Source organism: Streptomyces sp. NPDC101165 (assembly GCF_044768135.1).
In the GTDB taxonomy this organism is placed as follows: Bacteria; Actinomycetota; Actinomycetes; order Streptomycetales; family Streptomycetaceae; genus Streptomyces.
Window position 1 is genome coordinate 213,937 of sequence record NZ_JBIWPG010000010.1, and the last position, 13,819, is coordinate 227,755.

Annotated in this window: 17 protein-coding genes and 1 riboswitch; of the genes, 9 read left to right on the top strand and 8 right to left on the bottom strand. The window is 71.7% G+C overall.

Annotated elements, in window-relative coordinates:
• Positions 1 to 27: 27 nt before the first annotated feature.
• From ACIRVH_RS22780 to ACIRVH_RS22800, 5 genes are all read right to left on the bottom strand, one after another.
• Positions 28 to 702 (bottom strand): urease accessory protein UreF, encoded by a 675-nt coding sequence (locus ACIRVH_RS22780; protein WP_403956063.1) that lies wholly within the window; start codon positions 700 to 702, stop codon positions 28 to 30.
• A complete protein-coding gene (locus ACIRVH_RS22785) occupies positions 702 to 2,423 on the bottom strand; it encodes an urease subunit alpha (RefSeq protein WP_403956064.1) in 1,722 nt (573 codons plus the stop codon). The genes ACIRVH_RS22780 and ACIRVH_RS22785 overlap by 1 nt, the downstream gene beginning before the upstream one ends.
• Complete coding sequence (locus tag ACIRVH_RS22790; protein ID WP_403956066.1) at positions 2,416 to 2,727, bottom strand: urease subunit beta; 312 nt, start codon at positions 2,725 to 2,727, stop codon at positions 2,416 to 2,418. Before ACIRVH_RS22790 ends, ACIRVH_RS22785 begins: the two co-directional genes overlap by 8 nt.
• A 10-nt stretch (positions 2,728 to 2,737) precedes the next feature.
• Positions 2,738 to 3,040 (bottom strand): urease subunit gamma, encoded by a 303-nt coding sequence (locus ACIRVH_RS22795; protein ID WP_403956068.1) that lies wholly within the window; start codon positions 3,038 to 3,040, stop codon positions 2,738 to 2,740.
• A 221-nt stretch (positions 3,041 to 3,261) separates the two neighbouring features.
• The gene (locus tag ACIRVH_RS22800; protein WP_403956069.1) at positions 3,262 to 3,543 is read right to left on the bottom strand and encodes a type II toxin-antitoxin system Phd/YefM family antitoxin; all 282 of its coding nucleotides are present in this window, start codon (positions 3,541 to 3,543) and stop codon (positions 3,262 to 3,264) included.
• Positions 3,544 to 3,630: 87 nt separating this feature from the next.
• Between ACIRVH_RS22800 and ACIRVH_RS22805 the strand changes: the two genes are divergently transcribed.
• The 3 genes from ACIRVH_RS22805 to ACIRVH_RS22815 all read left to right on the top strand — a co-directional run bounded on the left by ACIRVH_RS22805 (position 3,631) and on the right by ACIRVH_RS22815 (position 5,627).
• Positions 3,631 to 4,266, top strand: a complete 636-nt coding sequence (locus tag ACIRVH_RS22805; protein ID WP_403956071.1) for an ATP-dependent Clp protease proteolytic subunit — start codon at positions 3,631 to 3,633, stop codon at positions 4,264 to 4,266.
• Between the two features lie 8 nt (positions 4,267 to 4,274).
• Positions 4,275 to 4,583 (top strand): hypothetical protein, encoded by a 309-nt coding sequence (locus ACIRVH_RS22810; RefSeq protein ID WP_403956072.1) that lies wholly within the window; start codon positions 4,275 to 4,277, stop codon positions 4,581 to 4,583.
• 350 nt (positions 4,584 to 4,933) lie between these two features.
• Positions 4,934 to 5,150, top strand: a riboswitch (cyclic di-AMP (ydaO/yuaA leader).
• 3 nt (positions 5,151 to 5,153) lie between these two features.
• Positions 5,154 to 5,627: a C40 family peptidase gene (locus tag ACIRVH_RS22815; protein ID WP_403956074.1), complete on the top strand. Its 474-nt coding sequence runs from the start codon at positions 5,154 to 5,156 to the stop codon at positions 5,625 to 5,627.
• A 7-nt stretch (positions 5,628 to 5,634) separates the two neighbouring features.
• Here the strand turns inward: ACIRVH_RS22815 and ACIRVH_RS22820 are convergent, their stop codons facing one another.
• A complete protein-coding gene (locus tag ACIRVH_RS22820; protein WP_403956076.1) occupies positions 5,635 to 6,252 on the bottom strand; it encodes a LysE family translocator in 618 nt (205 codons plus the stop codon).
• An 83-nt stretch (positions 6,253 to 6,335) separates the two neighbouring features.
• Here ACIRVH_RS22820 and ACIRVH_RS22825 point away from each other — a divergent pair, with 83 nt between their 5' ends.
• A complete protein-coding gene (locus ACIRVH_RS22825; protein WP_403956078.1) occupies positions 6,336 to 7,274 on the top strand; it encodes a LysR family transcriptional regulator in 939 nt (312 codons plus the stop codon).
• A gap of 70 nt (positions 7,275 to 7,344) precedes the next feature.
• Here ACIRVH_RS22825 and ACIRVH_RS22830 read toward each other — a convergent pair whose 3' ends face one another.
• Positions 7,345 to 7,800: an ATP-binding protein gene (locus tag ACIRVH_RS22830; protein WP_403956080.1), complete on the bottom strand. Its 456-nt coding sequence runs from the start codon at positions 7,798 to 7,800 to the stop codon at positions 7,345 to 7,347.
• Between the two features lie 212 nt (positions 7,801 to 8,012).
• Here ACIRVH_RS22830 and ACIRVH_RS22835 point away from each other — a divergent pair, with 212 nt between their 5' ends.
• Both ACIRVH_RS22835 and ACIRVH_RS22840 read left to right on the top strand, forming a co-directional pair.
• A complete protein-coding gene (locus tag ACIRVH_RS22835) occupies positions 8,013 to 8,873 on the top strand; it encodes a helix-turn-helix domain-containing protein (protein ID WP_403956082.1) in 861 nt (286 codons plus the stop codon).
• Positions 8,874 to 8,882: 9 nt separating this feature from the next.
• Positions 8,883 to 9,107, top strand: coding sequence for a DUF397 domain-containing protein (locus ACIRVH_RS22840; protein ID WP_403956084.1), 225 nt, complete (start codon positions 8,883 to 8,885; stop codon positions 9,105 to 9,107).
• 81 nt (positions 9,108 to 9,188) lie between these two features.
• Here the strand turns inward: ACIRVH_RS22840 and ACIRVH_RS22845 are convergent, their stop codons facing one another.
• The gene (locus tag ACIRVH_RS22845) at positions 9,189 to 10,316 is read right to left on the bottom strand and encodes an 8-amino-7-oxononanoate synthase (RefSeq protein ID WP_403956086.1); all 1,128 of its coding nucleotides are present in this window, start codon (positions 10,314 to 10,316) and stop codon (positions 9,189 to 9,191) included.
• A gap of 147 nt (positions 10,317 to 10,463) precedes the next feature.
• On the opposite strand from ACIRVH_RS22845, the gene bioB reads away from it, so the two are divergent.
• From bioB to bioD, 3 genes are read left to right on the top strand one after another with little or no spacing between them, the layout of a single operon-like run.
• On the top strand, positions 10,464 to 11,672 hold the full coding sequence (gene bioB, locus ACIRVH_RS22850) for a biotin synthase BioB (protein ID WP_403956088.1): 1,209 nt from the start codon (positions 10,464 to 10,466) through the stop codon (positions 11,670 to 11,672).
• Positions 11,665 to 12,954: an adenosylmethionine--8-amino-7-oxononanoate transaminase gene (locus ACIRVH_RS22855; protein WP_403956090.1), complete on the top strand. Its 1,290-nt coding sequence runs from the start codon at positions 11,665 to 11,667 to the stop codon at positions 12,952 to 12,954. The genes bioB and ACIRVH_RS22855 overlap by 8 nt, the downstream gene beginning before the upstream one ends.
• Before the next feature lies 1 nt (position 12,955).
• Positions 12,956 to 13,672, top strand: a complete 717-nt coding sequence (gene bioD, locus ACIRVH_RS22860) for a dethiobiotin synthase (RefSeq protein ID WP_403956091.1) — start codon at positions 12,956 to 12,958, stop codon at positions 13,670 to 13,672.
• Positions 13,673 to 13,819: the final 147 nt, after the last annotated feature.

The window sequence follows — 13,819 nt, forward strand, 5'->3', positions numbered from 1 at the left end:
ATGGGGGTCCGGGGGCGCAGCCCCCGGTCAGGAAGCGAACAGTCGTACCGGCCAGGTCGCGTGCCACTCCGCACCGACCTCCAGCAAGGGCCCCGACGCGGCGGGCAGCGCATCGACTCCCTCGTCGGCCACCCTCCGCGCCGCCTCCACCGCCGCGTCCGCGACGCGGTCCAGCTCCGGAGCCAACCGGGCCAGAGCTCCCGTCGCGTCGAACGGGTCGAGGCTCAGCAGACGGACCGTGGCCGTCGCCGGCCCGCTCACGCTCTCGTACGCCGCGCAGTACGCGGCGTCCACGGGGCCGAGGCCGGCCGCCCTCGCCACGACTCCGAGCACGACCGGCTGATGGGCGCCCTTGGGGAACTCCCCCGCCAGCGCGTCGAGTTCGGCCGACGGCCAGCTCGAGCGCGCGGCTCTCATCAGCTGCCGGCCGAGCCTGCGCGCGGCGCCGCGCAGCGCCGGCGAGGGGGTGCGGGCGTCCGCGGCCGCGTCCAGCTCCCGGGGCTCGACGCCCAGGACGGCGGCGGCCGCCAGCGCGCCTGCGACCAGGCCGGCGGTGTGCAGCCGCCCGCGGCAGAAGTCCTCCAGGCTCGCCGCGGAGGTGATCCGTCCCGCCCTGACAGCGGCCTCCGCCCCGCCGGAGTGCGCGTGCCCTCCGGCGGGGAAGCGGCCGTCGGCCAGGACGAGCAGTGCTGCCCTGGACATCAGAAGAGGAAGTAGCGCTGGGCCATGGGCAGTTCGACGGCCGGAGCCGCCTCGACCAGCTCACCGTCGATGTGCACGGCGAAGCTGTCGGGGTCGATCCGCACCTGGGGACGCGCGTCGTTCTCGCGCATGTCCGCCTTGGTCACCCCGCGCGTCGAGTCGATGGCGACGAAGCGCTTGCCCAGCTGCAGCCGCTCCGGCAGCCCGTCCTCGATGGCCGCCGGGGCCACGAAGTTGAACGAGTTGGCGGCCGGCGCCCGTCCGATCGCCCCGTACATCGGCCGGGGCAGGATCGGCTGCGGCGTCGGGATGGACGCGTTGGCATCACCCATCTGTGCGTACGCGATCTGGCCGCCCTTGATGACGAGGTGCGGCTTGACCCCGAAGAACGCGGGCTCCCACAGCACCAGGTCGGCGAGCTTGCCGCTCTCGACGGAGCCGATCTCGCGAGCCAGGCCCTGGGCGAGCGCCGGGTTGATCGTGTACTTGGCGACGTAGCGCCGTACCCGCCGGTTGTCCGCCCGCCCGTCGCCGGGCAGCGCGCCCCGCCGCCGCTTCATGACGTGCGCGGTCTGCCAGGTGCGCAGGACGACCTCGCCCACCCGGCCCATGGCCTGGGAGTCGGAGGAGATGATCGAGATCGCGCCGAGGTCGTGGAGTATGTCCTCCGCGCCGATGGTGGACGGCCGGATCCGGGACTCGGCGAAGGCCAGGTCCTCGGGGACCGCCGGGTTGAGGTGGTGGCACACCATCAGCATGTCGAGGTGTTCCTCGGCGGTGTTGACGGTGAACGGCCGGGTCGGGTTGGTCGAGCTGGGCAGCACGTGCGGCTCGGAGACCACGGTCATGATGTCCGGTGCGTGCCCGCCGCCGGCGCCCTCGGTGTGGTACGCGTGGATGCCCCGGCCGGCGATCGCGGCGAGGGTGTCACCGACGAAACCGGCCTCGTTGAGGGTGTCGGTGTGGATGGCGACCTGGATGCCGGTGCGCTCGGCGACGGTCAGGGCCGCGTCGATGACGGCCGGGGTCGACCCCCAGTCCTCGTGCAGCTTGAGGCCCAGGGCGCCGCCGCGGATCTGGGAGAGCATCGCCTCGTGCGAGACGGTGTTGCCCTTGCCCAGGAAGCCGATGTTGAGCGGGTACTGCTCCATCGCCTCCAGCATCCGGGCCAGGTGCCAGGGGCCGGGCGTCACGGTGGTCGCCTTGGAGCCCTCGGCCGGTCCGGTGCCGCCGCCGACCAGGGTGGTGATGCCGGAGGCGAGCGCCTCGTCGGCGATCTGCGGGCAGATGAAGTGGACGTGCGCGTCAATGGCGCCGGCCGTGAGGATCCGTCCGTTGCCGGCGATGACCTCGGTCTCGGGGCCGATCACCAGGTCGGGGTGCACGCCGTCCATGGTGTCGGGGTTACCGGCCTTGCCGATGCCGGTGATCCGGCCGTCGCGGATGCCGACGTCGGCCTTGACGATCCCCCAGTGGTCGACGATGACGACACCGGTGATGACGGTGTCGGGGGTGCCTTCCGCGCGCGTGGCACGCGACTGGCCCATGGACTCGCGGATGACCTTGCCACCGCCGAAGACCGCCTCGTCACCGGCGAGTCCGGGGCCGCCTGAGCGGTCCTCCTCGATCTCGATCAGCAGGTCGGTGTCGGCGAGCCGGATACGGTCGCCGGTGGTGGGGCCGAACAGGTCGGCGTAGGCGGCGCGGGAGATCTCAGGCATCGAGGGCACCTCCGGTCTCGCCGCGCAGTCCGGGCACGATCCGGGCGCCGGCGAGGGGCACGAGTTCGACGGCGACGGGAATGCCGGGCTCGAAGCGTACGGCGGTGCCGGCGGCGACGTTCAGCCGCTTGCCGTGGGCGGCGGTCCGGTCGAACTCCAGGCCGGGGTTGGCCTCGGCGAAGTGGTAGTGGGAGCCGACCTGGACGGGCCGGTCGGCGGCGTTGAGCACGGTCAGCCGGGTGACCTCGCGCCCCTCGTTGCAGACGACGGGGCCGTCCGCGAAAAGCACCTCTCCGGGAATCATCGCGGCCCCCTCAGATGATCGGCTCGTGGACGGTGACGAGCTTGGTGCCGTCCGGGAAGGTGGCCTCGACCTGCACGTCGTGAATCATCTCGGGGACGCCGTCCATGACGTCTTCCCTGGTGAGGAGCTTACGGCCGGAGGACATCAGCTCGGCGACGGTACGGCCGTCACGCGCGCCCTCGAGGATGTGCGACGTGATGAGGGCGACCGCTTCCGGGTGGTTGAGCCTGAGCCCACGGGCCCTGCGCTTCTCGGCCACGTCGGCCGCCACATGGATCAGCAGCCTCTCTTGTTCGTGCGGGGTCAGTTGCACGTCCCACCTCACAGTCCTTGCTCCGGACCGTGCGGGGTCCGGCTGCCGCAGCCACCACGGCGGGATAGGTGTAACACACAGACAAACTCGCCCGAACGTGATCGACTCGGGCAGAAAAACCCCTGGTGGCGTGGATCGGCAGGCTAGTTCGCCGGAGTTTCAGCGACGTTAACCAGGCCTTGATCAACACATGACTGCGCAATGGGCCCGCACATACCCGGCTACGAGACGCCGGGGCTCCGGTGCTCGGCCGCGATCCCGAAGCGCTGGGGCTCCCGGGTCGCGGGCTCGGCCTCGCGGACGCGGGACACCGAGGTGACCACCGGCTGCTCCTCGGCCGGCTCGTCGAGGGCGTCGAGCCGCTCCAGGTCCGCGGCCGAGACCAGCGCGACCAACGGCTTGCCGTGCCGCGTCACGACGACGCGCTCACCGCCGTACACCACCCGGTTGATCAGGTCGGCGAGCTCAGCCCTGGCTTGCGTCACCGGAATCTCGTAGGCCATACCCCCATTCTAACGTCATGTACGTCCTGTACATTTTTTACAGAAGCGAGGCCACCACAGGCCCTGTCGCGAGGAAGGGGTATGCCCATGACCCGACCGTCAGCCCGCCACGTCCTGCCCGAGTTCACCGAGCGCACGAGCACGGGCCACCGCACGCTCGATCCCTACTCGAAGCTGTTCGAGAACCGAGTCGTGTTCCTCGGGACACCGCTCGACGACACAGCGGCGACCGACGTGATCACGCAGTTCATGCACCTCGAACACGCGGCCCCGGACCGGGACATCACGCTGTACCTCAACTGCCCGGGCGGCTCGTTCAGCGCGCTGACGGCGGTCTACGACACGATGCGGTACGTCACCTGCGACGTGGAGACCTACTGCCTGGGCCAGGCCGCCTCGGCCGCCGCGATCCTGCTCGCGGCCGGGACCCCGGGAAAGCGGTTCACGCTGCCGAGCGCACGCGTGGTGCTCGAACAGCCCTCGCTGCCCGAGCCGACCCAGGGACAACCGAGCGACCTCGTCGTCCAGGCCGACGAGTTGGCCCGGTCGCGCACGCTCATGGAGGAGATGCTGGTCCTGCACACCGGGCGCACTCCGGAACAGGTCCATCGGGACCTGGAGCGGGAGCTGGTGCTGGACGCGCCGGGCGCACTGGCGTACGGCCTGGTGGACGGCGTCGTCCCGAGCCGCAGGGGCACCCCCGGCGCACAGCACGCGGGGTGAGCCGGCCGATGCTGCCACCGGAGCTTCCGCCGCTGCCCGCCCTGACGTGCGCCGAGGGCGAGTTGATCGACCGTTATCTGGAGGCGGTCGACCTGCTGGGCCGGATCAATCCGGCGCAGTCCGGGGACACCTACCGCGGGCTGCGCGCGGCGCAGGCCCTGGTGCGCAAGGCGTCCGAGCTGCGCGACGCGCTCGCCCTCATGCACCAGCGCGGCGAGACGGAGCTGCACGGGGACACGCTGGCACGGGCCTTGAGGGTGCTCGACGGCGAGCGCCGCACCGCTCGCGTCGTGCTCCCGCCGGACTGCGTGGGCTGATCCGGACGCCCGTCCGGCCCGACGGGACCGACGCGTCGACGGACCCGTCGGAGCCGGACACGAAACGGCCCGAACGACGTACCCCCGGCCGGCGTATCTTCAGAACTTTTTCCGGGTCTCCCGGCTTGCGCAGTACGCCGGTTCAAGGTCGGCGCGAAAGTGCTTCGTCCCAGGTCCGGGGCTACGTACGGGATCTGACGGAGCCTCGAACACAGCACCGTCCACCCGAACGGGTGAGTGGTGAGTAACGCCACAAATCCCCGATTCCATTGGGATTTTCCGACTCCTGTGAGTGAAGATCCCTGTCTGACGACAAGACCCCGCCACCGCGGCGGGGCGATCCGGGCGGACGCCGAGTCCTGCCGCCGCCCTGGATGACCGGTCGACAGGAGTGGATCGGCAGGAGTGGAGGACCCAAGCAAGACGGGTCGCCGGAACGGACGTTCGTCGCACAGACGGGCAGCCGCACCGAGCAGCCCTTGGGGTGAAGCCGCAGCAACGCGGCCGGGCAACTTCGCCAGCCCGAATCCGACAGGTCATCCTTCACAGGCGGCTGACGAAGGGTTGCGCATGACTGCGCTCAATCGTGTCCCGTCGCTCATGGCCCGGGCCGGTACGGCCTCGGCTCTCACGCTCGCCGCCGTGGGCGGTTCGATCGTGGTCCCGGGCCTCGCCACCGACGCCTCGGCCGCCGGCACGGCGGCGAAGGCACTCCAGGTCGCGGCCTCCAAGAAGGGTGCCCCGTACGCATGGGGGGCCACCGGGCCGCGCCGCTTCGACTGCTCGGGGCTGACCCTCTACTCGTTCAAGAAGGCGGGCAAGAAGCTGCCGCGCACGGCCGCCCAGCAGTACAACAAGACGCACCACATCTCGGCCGGCAACCGCAAGGCCGGCGACCTGGTGTTCTTCCACTCGGGTTCCAGCGTCTACCACGTCGGCATCTACGCCGGGAAGGGCAAGATCTGGCACGCGCCGAAGACCGGGGCCGTGGTGCGGCTGGAGAAGATCTGGAGCAGGAGCGTCTGGTACGGCCGGGTCAGCTGACCCGGACTCAGGGCAGGAGCGGCTCCAGGAGCAGAGCCGCTCCGAGCACCGTGAGCGCCGCCCCGGTGCCCGTCTGCAGTATGCGGGCGGCCCGGGGTCGGCGCAGCCACCTGCCGAGGCGATTCACCAGCAGGGCCACGACCTGGAACCAGGCCAGCGCCAGCGTACAGACGATCAGCGCGAGCAGCAGCGTCCTGGGCAGCGCGGAGTCGCCGGACGGCACGAACTGGGGCAGCAGACTGAGGAAGGTCAGCGAGGCCTTCGGGTTGAGGACGTTGGTGACGAAGCCCTGCCGCAGCGGGTGCGCGGCCGACGGTGCCGCCTCGTCGGAGGCCACGGCGGGCCGCCGCAGCGACCACAGGGTCCGCACGCCGAGCTGCAGCACATAGGCGCCGCCCAGCAGCTGCAGCGCGCGGAAGAGCGCGGGGACGGCGACCAGCACGGCCGCGACTCCGGCCACCGCCAGCGTGGTGTGCACCAGGAGGCCGCCCGCGATGCCGAGCCCGCAGACCGCGCCGGCGCGGCGGGAGAGCAGGGCGTTGCGTACGACCACCGCGAAGTCGGCGCCCGGCATGGCGACGAGGCCGGCGGCGATTGCGGTGAAGGCGATGAGCTGTGCGTCCATACGGCCAGCGTGCCCGGAGCGAGCCTTCAGCAGGTATTTCGAATGAGCAGGGTCAGTCTTAAACACTGCTTTAGGCTGGTGCCATGTACGACCCCACTCGGCTGGCCGCGCTGGTCGCCGTGGCGGAGGCGGGCTCCATCACACGGGCCGCCGACCGGCTCGGCTACACGCCGCCCGCGCTCTCCCAGCAGCTGGCCAAGCTGGAGCGGGAGGCGGGCACGGCGCTACTGGTACGGCACCACCGCGGGGCCCGGCTGACCGAGGCGGGCGAGGTGCTGGTGGCGCGGGCCCGGAGGGTGCTGGACGAGCTGGAGCAGGCCCGGCACGAACTCGCCCGGCTGACCGGCCTGTCGGGCGGGGTGCTGCGGCTCGGCACCTTCCCGACCGCGGGCGTCCATCTGCTGCCGCCGGCGCTGAGCGCGTTCCGCCGGGCACACCCGGACGTCGAGCTGTCGGTCGCCGACTACGACCCGCCGGCCGGGGTCGCCGCGGTGGCGGCCGGTGAGGTGGATCTGGCGCTGACCCACGCCTACCACCCGGGCGAGGCCACCACGGTGCCTGCCTCGGTCGGTCTGGAGCCGGTCCTGGTGGAGGAGCTGGTGCTGGTGACGGCGCCGGGTCATGCGCTGAGCACCGCCTCGTCGCGGCTGCCGCTGGAGCAGCTGGTCGGGCAGCCGCTGATCAGCATGGCCCCGCACCATCCGGCGCGGCGGGAGGTGGAGGCCCTGCTCGCCGAGGCGGGCGCCACTCCTGCACTGCTGGTGCCGACCCCCGGGTACGCCGTGGTGTGCGCGCTGGTCAGCGCGGGGCTCGGGGTGGCGGTCGTACCGGAGATGGTGGCGCGGACCGCGGTCACTCCGGTCGGGGTGCGGCCGCTGGAGGCGGGACGGCTGCGCCGTACGATCTCGGTCGCCTTCCGGCCCGACGAGGTCGCTCCGGCGGCGGAGGCGTTCCGGGCCCTGCTGCACGGGGCGTTCGGCCGTGCGCGGCAGACGCCGGTGCGTCAGCGGCCGTCCCGGTGAACCGTCGACCGGCCGAGTGGGGCCTGCCGCCTGCTGCCGCAGCGGTTCAGCAGGGGCGGGCAGGGGCCGGCTAGAGCTCCGGCTGTCCTGCCGTGACCGGCTCGGCCGGGATGGTCCAGGGAAGTTCGATGGAGACCGTCTTGCCGCCCTCGCGGGTGGGACGGACGCGGAGCTTGCCACCGCACTCGGCGGTGAGCCAGCGGATGATGACCATGCCGCGCCCGTTGTCCTGCTGGACGGCGGCGGGCAGTCTCTTCGGAAAGCGCGGATGACTGTCCGTGACGCCGATGCGCAGGTGTTCGTCACGGTCCAGTGCGATGTCGACCGTGAAGGTGGGTGACTGTCCGAAGGTGTGCTGTACGGCATTGGTGGCCAGCTCGGAGACGATGAGCCGCACGGTGTCGGCCACTTCGGTGTCCGACGGCAGGCCCCACTCCTCAAGGGTTCCCACCACGTAGGAGCGGGCCGCGGAGACCGAGGCGGGATCGCTCGGCAGAGTGACGGATGCTTCCAGATGGTCTGCCATGGCGACGTCGTCCCTTTCCCACGGGACCGCAGTCCGACGAGGAGCGGATGGTTCGAGTACGGTCCCGGACTGGTGCTTGTTCGCCAGACTGCCATCACCGGGCCGGTCAGGGGAGCGATCCACCAAGATATGCATATATCTGTCGCTCAAAGCGGTGAACTCTGCGACGCGAGACCGTATTTGGGCGGCCCGGAAGGAGTAAGGAGTAACCCATGCAGAACGGTCCCGCGGTGCGGCGTCGCAAACTGGGCGCCGAACTGCGTGCACTGCGCACCGGGGTGGGGCTCACCAGCGGTGAGGCGGCCCGTCTCGTGGGCTGGCACCAGTCGAAGGTGAGCCGCATCGAAACCGGCGCCAGCGGGGTGAAACCGGCCGACGTGCGGTTACTCCTCGACGCCTACGGGGAACGGGACGGCCAACTGCGCGAGTTGCTGCTGATGTTGGCGGGATCGGAGGAGGCGGGCGGCCGCAGCCGCTGGTGGCACGCCTACCGCGGCATTCTGCCGCCCACCTACCGCGATTTCATCAGCCTGGAGTCACAGGCGACCGGGATGCGCACCCTGGAGACGACGGTGGTTCCCGGCCTTCTGCAGACGCCCGAATACGCTCACGCGGTCACCCGGGCGGCCCTGGACGGGGTGGACGAGGAGCGGCTGGACGCGCTGGTGGAGGTGCGGCTGGCCAGGCAGGACGTGCTGCGCTCCGATCCACCGCTGGAGCTGAGCGCCGTGCTGGACGAAGCGGTGCTCAGGCGCGAGATCGGCGGGCCGGAGGTCATGGCGCGGCAGCTGGCCCGGCTGGTCGAGTGCGCCCGCCTGCCCCAAGTGCGCCTCCAGGTGCTCCCGTTCGCCGCCGGTGCGCATGTCGGCCTCACCGGGCCTTTCGTTATTTTCTCATTTCAGAGCACTTCTGATCTGGATGTGGTTGTTCTCGACCAGTTGACGAGTAGCCTCTACCTGGAACGGAAAGAAGACCTCAAGGCTTACCTCGAGGCCTTCAACACCCTCCAGATCCACGCCCTTTCACCCGAGGACTCGTTGGATTACATCGCCGGGATAGGTGACGGCGCGTAAGGAGGCACCATGCCAGCACCGCCTCGGAACGTCCCTGCCAGTACCGATCTGCACGACGTGCGCTGGCTGCGCAGCAGCTACAGCACGGGAGCCAACAACTGCGTGGAGACGGCCCGGCCGCACTCCGGCCGCTGGGCCGGGCTGCTCGCCGTGCGCGACTCCAAGAAGCCGGCCGGACCCGCGCTGCTCTTCTCCCCCGGGAGCTGGGCGGGCTTCGTGACCGCGCTCCGATGATCCCGTTCCCACCCGACCCGACCGACCCCTACTGATCAGATCCGATCACTTTCGTGCGACGCCCGGCCGTGTCACGCCGACTCATGGTCGCGTCTCGCCGATCACACGTACAGCGCGTTCGATCTCGGCCCCGGAGAGGTCCGCGCGGGCGGTCAGCCTCAGCCGTGAGATGCCGTCGGGCACGGAAGGAGGACGGAAGCAGCCCACGGCCAGGCCTGCCGTACGGCAGTCGGCCGCCCAGCGCACGGCCTGCTCCGGGGACGGAGCCCGCACCGAGACCACCGCGGCGTCCGGACGCACCGCTTCCAGACCCGCGGCGGTCAGGCGTGCGTGCAGTTCGGCAGCGACCGCGCGGGCCCGTTCCGCTCGCGCCGGTTCGCGCCGCAGCAGCCGCAGCGCCGCCAGCGCCGCGCCAGCGGCCGCGGGGGCCAGACCCGTGTCGAAGATGAACGTCCGGGCCGCGTTGACCAGATGGTCGATCACCCGGGCCGGACCCAGCACCACCCCGCCCTGGCTGCCCAGCGACTTGGACAGCGTGGCCGTGACGACCACGTCCGCCGCGCCCGCGAGACCGGCCGCCTGCGGGGCGCCCCGGCCGCCGTCGCCCAGCACACCGAGACCGTGGGCGTCGTCCACGACCAGCCCTGCGCCGTACTCCCGGCACGCCTCGGCCAGCGCGGCCAGCGGGGCCGCGTCACCGTCGACGGAGAACACGGTGTCGGAGACGACGATCGCCTCACCCCCGTGCGTGCGCAGCGCCTTGTCCACGGCCTCCGGGTCGGCGTGCCCGACCACCTGCGTGGTGCCCCGGGCGAGCCGGCAGCCGTCGATGAGCGAGGCGTGGTTGCCCGCGTCGGACAGGATCAGGGAGCCGTGCGGGCCCAGCGCGGTGACCGCGGCCAGGTTCGCGGCATAACCGGACGAAAACACGAGAGCCGCCTCGAACCCGCAGAAGTCGGCCAGTTCGCGCTCCAGCTCGGTGTGCAGCTCGGTGGTGCCGGTCACCAGCCGGGAGCCGGTGGAGCCACCGCCCCAGGTCCGGGCGGCCCGGGCCGCCCCTTCGACCACCTCGGGGTGGTGGGCGAGGCCCAGATAGTCGTTGCTCGCCAGATCCAGCAGCGGCGAGTCGGCGGGGCGCGGGCGCAGGGTCCGGACGAGTCCGGCGCGGCGGCGCGCCTCGGCCTGCTCGTCGATCCAGCCGAACGCCATGGGTCCTCCGGGGCTTTTGTAGGTAGCGGACAGACCCTAGCGGCACGGCCGACCACCCAGGGTGTGGCAATACCCACACGGTGATCCGCCTTCGTTGTGCAAACTCACCTTGGCCCGAAGTGGTCCCGTAGGACAGGATCGGGCCTCATGGATCTGCTGAACACGCTGGTGGACAAGGGGCTGCGGCGCGAGCTGCCGACCCGTGAGGAAGCACTCGCCGTGCTCGCCACCTCCGACGACGACCTGCTCGATGTGGTGGCCGCGGCCGGCAAGGTGCGCCGGCACTGGTTCGGCCGGCGCGTGAAACTCAACTACCTGGTCAACCTGAAGTCCGGGCTGTGCCCGGAGGACTGCTCCTACTGCTCCCAGCGACTCGGCTCCAAGGCCGAGATCCTCAAGTACACCTGGCTCAAGCCCGACCAGGCCACCCAGGCCGCCGCGGCGGGCCTGGCCGGGGGCGCCAAGCGCGTCTGTCTGGTGGCCAGCGGACGCGGCCCGACGGACCGGGACGTGGACCGGGTCTCCGAGACCATCAAGGCCATCAAGGGCCAGAACGAGGACGTCGAGGTGTGCGCCTGCCTCGGTCTGCTCTCCGACGGCCAGGCCGAACGGCTGCGCGAAGCGGGCGCGGACGCCTACAACCACAACCTGAACACCTCCGAGGCCACGTACGGGGACATCACCACCACCCACACGTACGCCGATCGGGTGGACACGGTGCAGAAGGCGCACGCCGCCGGTCTGTCCGCCTGCTCGGGTCTCATCGCCGGTATGGGTGAGACCGACGAGGACCTGGTGGACGTGGTCCTGTCGCTGCGCGAGCTGGACCCCGACTCCGTTCCGGTGAACTTCCTCATCCCGATGGAGGGCACCCCGCTCTCCGCGGAGTGGAACCTCACCCCGCAGCGCTGCCTGCGCATCCTCGCGATGGTCCGCTTCGTCTGCCCCGACGTCGAGGTGCGCATCGCGGGCGGCCGCGAGGTCCACCTGCGCACGATGCAGCCGCTCGCGCTGAACCTGGCCAACTCCATCTTCCTCGGCGACTACCTGACCAGCGAGGGCCAGGCCGGCCAGGCCGACCTGGAGATGATCGCGGACGCCGGGTTCGAGGTGGAGGGCGCCGGCGAGGTGACGCTGCCGGAGCACCGGGCCACGGCGGTCGCGGGCGGATGCGGCTCGCACGCCGACGCGGGCTGCGGGTCGCACGGCGAGACCGGGTGCGGATCCGTCTGCGGTTCGCACGACGGAGCGGACGTGTGCGGTACGGCGTCCGTGCCGGCCACGAACGAGCCGCGCACCGACCTGGTGGCGGTCCGCCGCCGGGGTGCCGGAACGGACCTCGCGCCCAATGCCTGACCCGTCCGGCCTGAGCGTGCCCGAGCTGCTGGAGCTGGACCGCCGGCACGTGTGGCATCCGTACGGTCCGATGCCCGGGCGTGCCGAACCGCTCGTCGTGGAGTCGGCGAGCGGGGTCCGGCTGCGGCTCGCGGACGGCTCGGGTGAACTCGTCGACGGCATGTCCTCGTGGTGGTCGGCGATCCACGGCTACAACCACCCGGTCCTCAACGAGGCGGCGCGCGAGCAGCTGGGGCGGATGAGCCATGTGATGTTCGGCGGGCTCACGCACGAACCCGCCGTACGGCTGGCGAAGCTCCTTGTCGACATGTCACCGGACGGCCTGGAGCATGTGTTCCTGGCCGACTCCGGGTCGGTGTCGGTCGAGGTCGCCGTGAAGATGTGCCTGCAGTACTGGCGTTCGCTCGGCCGTCCGGGCAAGCAGCGACTGCTGACCTGGCGGGGCGGCTACCACGGCGACACCTGGCAGCCGATGTCGGTGTGCGACCCCCAGGGCGGGATGCACGAGCTGTGGACCGGCGTGCTCCAGCGCCAGGTGTTCCTGGGCCCGCCTCCGGCCGATTACGAGGAGTCGTACGCGCAGGAGTTGCGCGCGGCGATCGAGCGGCACGCCGACGAGCTGGCCGCGGTGATCGTGGAGCCGGTGGTGCAGGGCGCGGGTGGGATGCGGTTCCACTCCCCCGCGTATCTGCGGGTGCTGCGCGAGGCGTGCGACGCGCACGACGTGCTGCTGGTGTTCGACGAGATCGCCACCGGGTTCGGGCGCACGGGTGCGCTGTTCGCGGCGGAGCACGCGGGCGTCACACCGGATGTGATGTGCGTGGGCAAGGCGCTGACCGGCGGCTATCTGACGTTGGCGGCGACGCTGTGCACGCCCAGGGTCGCGGACGGCATCTCGCAGGGCGAGGTGCCGGTGCTCGCCCACGGGCCGACCTTCATGGGCAACCCGCTGGCGGCGGCCGTGGCCTGCGCCTCCATCGAGCTGCTGCTCGGGCAGGACTGGCGGTCGGCGGTCGGGCGGATCGAGGCGGGCCTGCGCGAGGGCCTGGCTCCGGCCGCGGACCTTCCCGGCGTCAAGGACGTCCGCGTCCTCGGCGCCATCGGGGTGGTCCAGCTCGACCACGAGGTGGACATGGCCGCGGCCACCCGGGCCGCGGTGCGGGAGGGCGTGTGGCTGCGCCCGTTCCGCGACCTGATCTACACGATGCCGCCGTACGTCACGGACGACGCGGACGTGGCACGGATCGCACGCGCGGTGTGCGCCGCGGCGCGGGAGGGATGAGATGCCGGTACTGGTGATCACGGGGACGGGCACGGAGGTCGGCAAGACGGTCACGACCGCGGCCGTCGCCGCCGCGGCGCTCGCGGCCGGGCAGTCGGTGGCCGTGCTGAAGGCCGCGCAGACGGGGGTACGGCCGGACGAGCGCGGCGACGCGGACGAGGTCGCCCGGCTCGCCGGGGCCGTCACGGCCACCGAACTGGCCCGGTTCCCCGAGCCGTTGGCTCCGGGTACGGCGGCCCGGCGGGCCGGGATGGCCCCGGTGCATCCGCACGAGGTGGCCGAGGCCGCGGCCAAGCTGGCCACCGAGCACGATCTGGTGCTGGTCGAGGGGGCGGGCGGGCTGCTCGTACGGTTCGACGCGGCGGGCGGGACGCTGGCGGACGCGGCCCGGCTGCTGAACGCGCCGGTGCTGGTCGTGGCCTCCGCCGGGCTCGGCACACTGAACACGACGGAATTGACGGCCCGTGAACTGAGCGCGCGGGAGCTGGAGCTGGCCGGCGTGGTGATCGGCAGCTGGCCCGACGCCGCCGACCTCGCCTCCCGCTGCAACGTCATGGACCTGCCGGAGGTGGCCGCCGCCCCGCTGCTCGGCGCACTGCCCGCAGGGGCCGGGGCACTCCAGCCCGCCGACTTCCGCACGGCGGCACCGGAGTGGCTGGCCCCGCGCCTGTACGGGATGTGGGACGCGGAGGCCTTCCGGATCCGGGAGGCTCCCTGACGGAGGCGTTCGGGATGCGCGAGGCGCCCACGGCGTATCCGGCCGGAGTCGCGGGCGTCGGCACGCTCGAATCCGCTCGCGCGGGGCATCCTCACGGCCGCGCCCAGTCGTACGGATGAGACACCGTTGGCCGGAGCCGGCGCGATC

What these genes read in the sequence shown, in the direction of transcription:
- ACIRVH_RS22780 (WP_403956063.1), bottom strand. Translation starts at nt 702, where the DNA reads ATGTCCAGGGCAGCACTGCTCGTCCTGGCCGACGGCCGCTTCCCCGCC.
- ACIRVH_RS22785 (WP_403956064.1), bottom strand. Translation starts at nt 2,423, where the DNA reads ATGCCTGAGATCTCCCGCGCCGCCTACGCCGACCTGTTCGGCCCCACC.
- ACIRVH_RS22790 (WP_403956066.1), bottom strand. Translation starts at nt 2,727, where the DNA reads ATGATTCCCGGAGAGGTGCTTTTCGCGGACGGCCCCGTCGTCTGCAAC.
- ACIRVH_RS22800 (WP_403956069.1), bottom strand. Translation starts at nt 3,543, where the DNA reads ATGGCCTACGAGATTCCGGTGACGCAAGCCAGGGCTGAGCTCGCCGAC.
- ACIRVH_RS22805 (WP_403956071.1), top strand. Translation starts at nt 3,631, where the DNA reads ATGACCCGACCGTCAGCCCGCCACGTCCTGCCCGAGTTCACCGAGCGC.
- ACIRVH_RS22810 (WP_403956072.1), top strand. Translation starts at nt 4,275, where the DNA reads ATGCTGCCACCGGAGCTTCCGCCGCTGCCCGCCCTGACGTGCGCCGAG.
- ACIRVH_RS22815 (WP_403956074.1), top strand. Translation starts at nt 5,154, where the DNA reads ATGACTGCGCTCAATCGTGTCCCGTCGCTCATGGCCCGGGCCGGTACG.
- ACIRVH_RS22820 (WP_403956076.1), bottom strand. Translation starts at nt 6,252, where the DNA reads ATGGACGCACAGCTCATCGCCTTCACCGCAATCGCCGCCGGCCTCGTC.
- ACIRVH_RS22825 (WP_403956078.1), top strand. Translation starts at nt 6,336, where the DNA reads ATGTACGACCCCACTCGGCTGGCCGCGCTGGTCGCCGTGGCGGAGGCG.
- ACIRVH_RS22830 (WP_403956080.1), bottom strand. Translation starts at nt 7,800, where the DNA reads ATGGCAGACCATCTGGAAGCATCCGTCACTCTGCCGAGCGATCCCGCC.
- ACIRVH_RS22835 (WP_403956082.1), top strand. Translation starts at nt 8,013, where the DNA reads ATGCAGAACGGTCCCGCGGTGCGGCGTCGCAAACTGGGCGCCGAACTG.
- ACIRVH_RS22840 (WP_403956084.1), top strand. Translation starts at nt 8,883, where the DNA reads ATGCCAGCACCGCCTCGGAACGTCCCTGCCAGTACCGATCTGCACGAC.
- ACIRVH_RS22845 (WP_403956086.1), bottom strand. Translation starts at nt 10,316, where the DNA reads ATGGCGTTCGGCTGGATCGACGAGCAGGCCGAGGCGCGCCGCCGCGCC.
- bioB (WP_403956088.1), top strand. Translation starts at nt 10,464, where the DNA reads ATGGATCTGCTGAACACGCTGGTGGACAAGGGGCTGCGGCGCGAGCTG.
- ACIRVH_RS22855 (WP_403956090.1), top strand. Translation starts at nt 11,665, where the DNA reads ATGCCTGACCCGTCCGGCCTGAGCGTGCCCGAGCTGCTGGAGCTGGAC.
- bioD (WP_403956091.1), top strand. Translation starts at nt 12,956, where the DNA reads ATGCCGGTACTGGTGATCACGGGGACGGGCACGGAGGTCGGCAAGACG.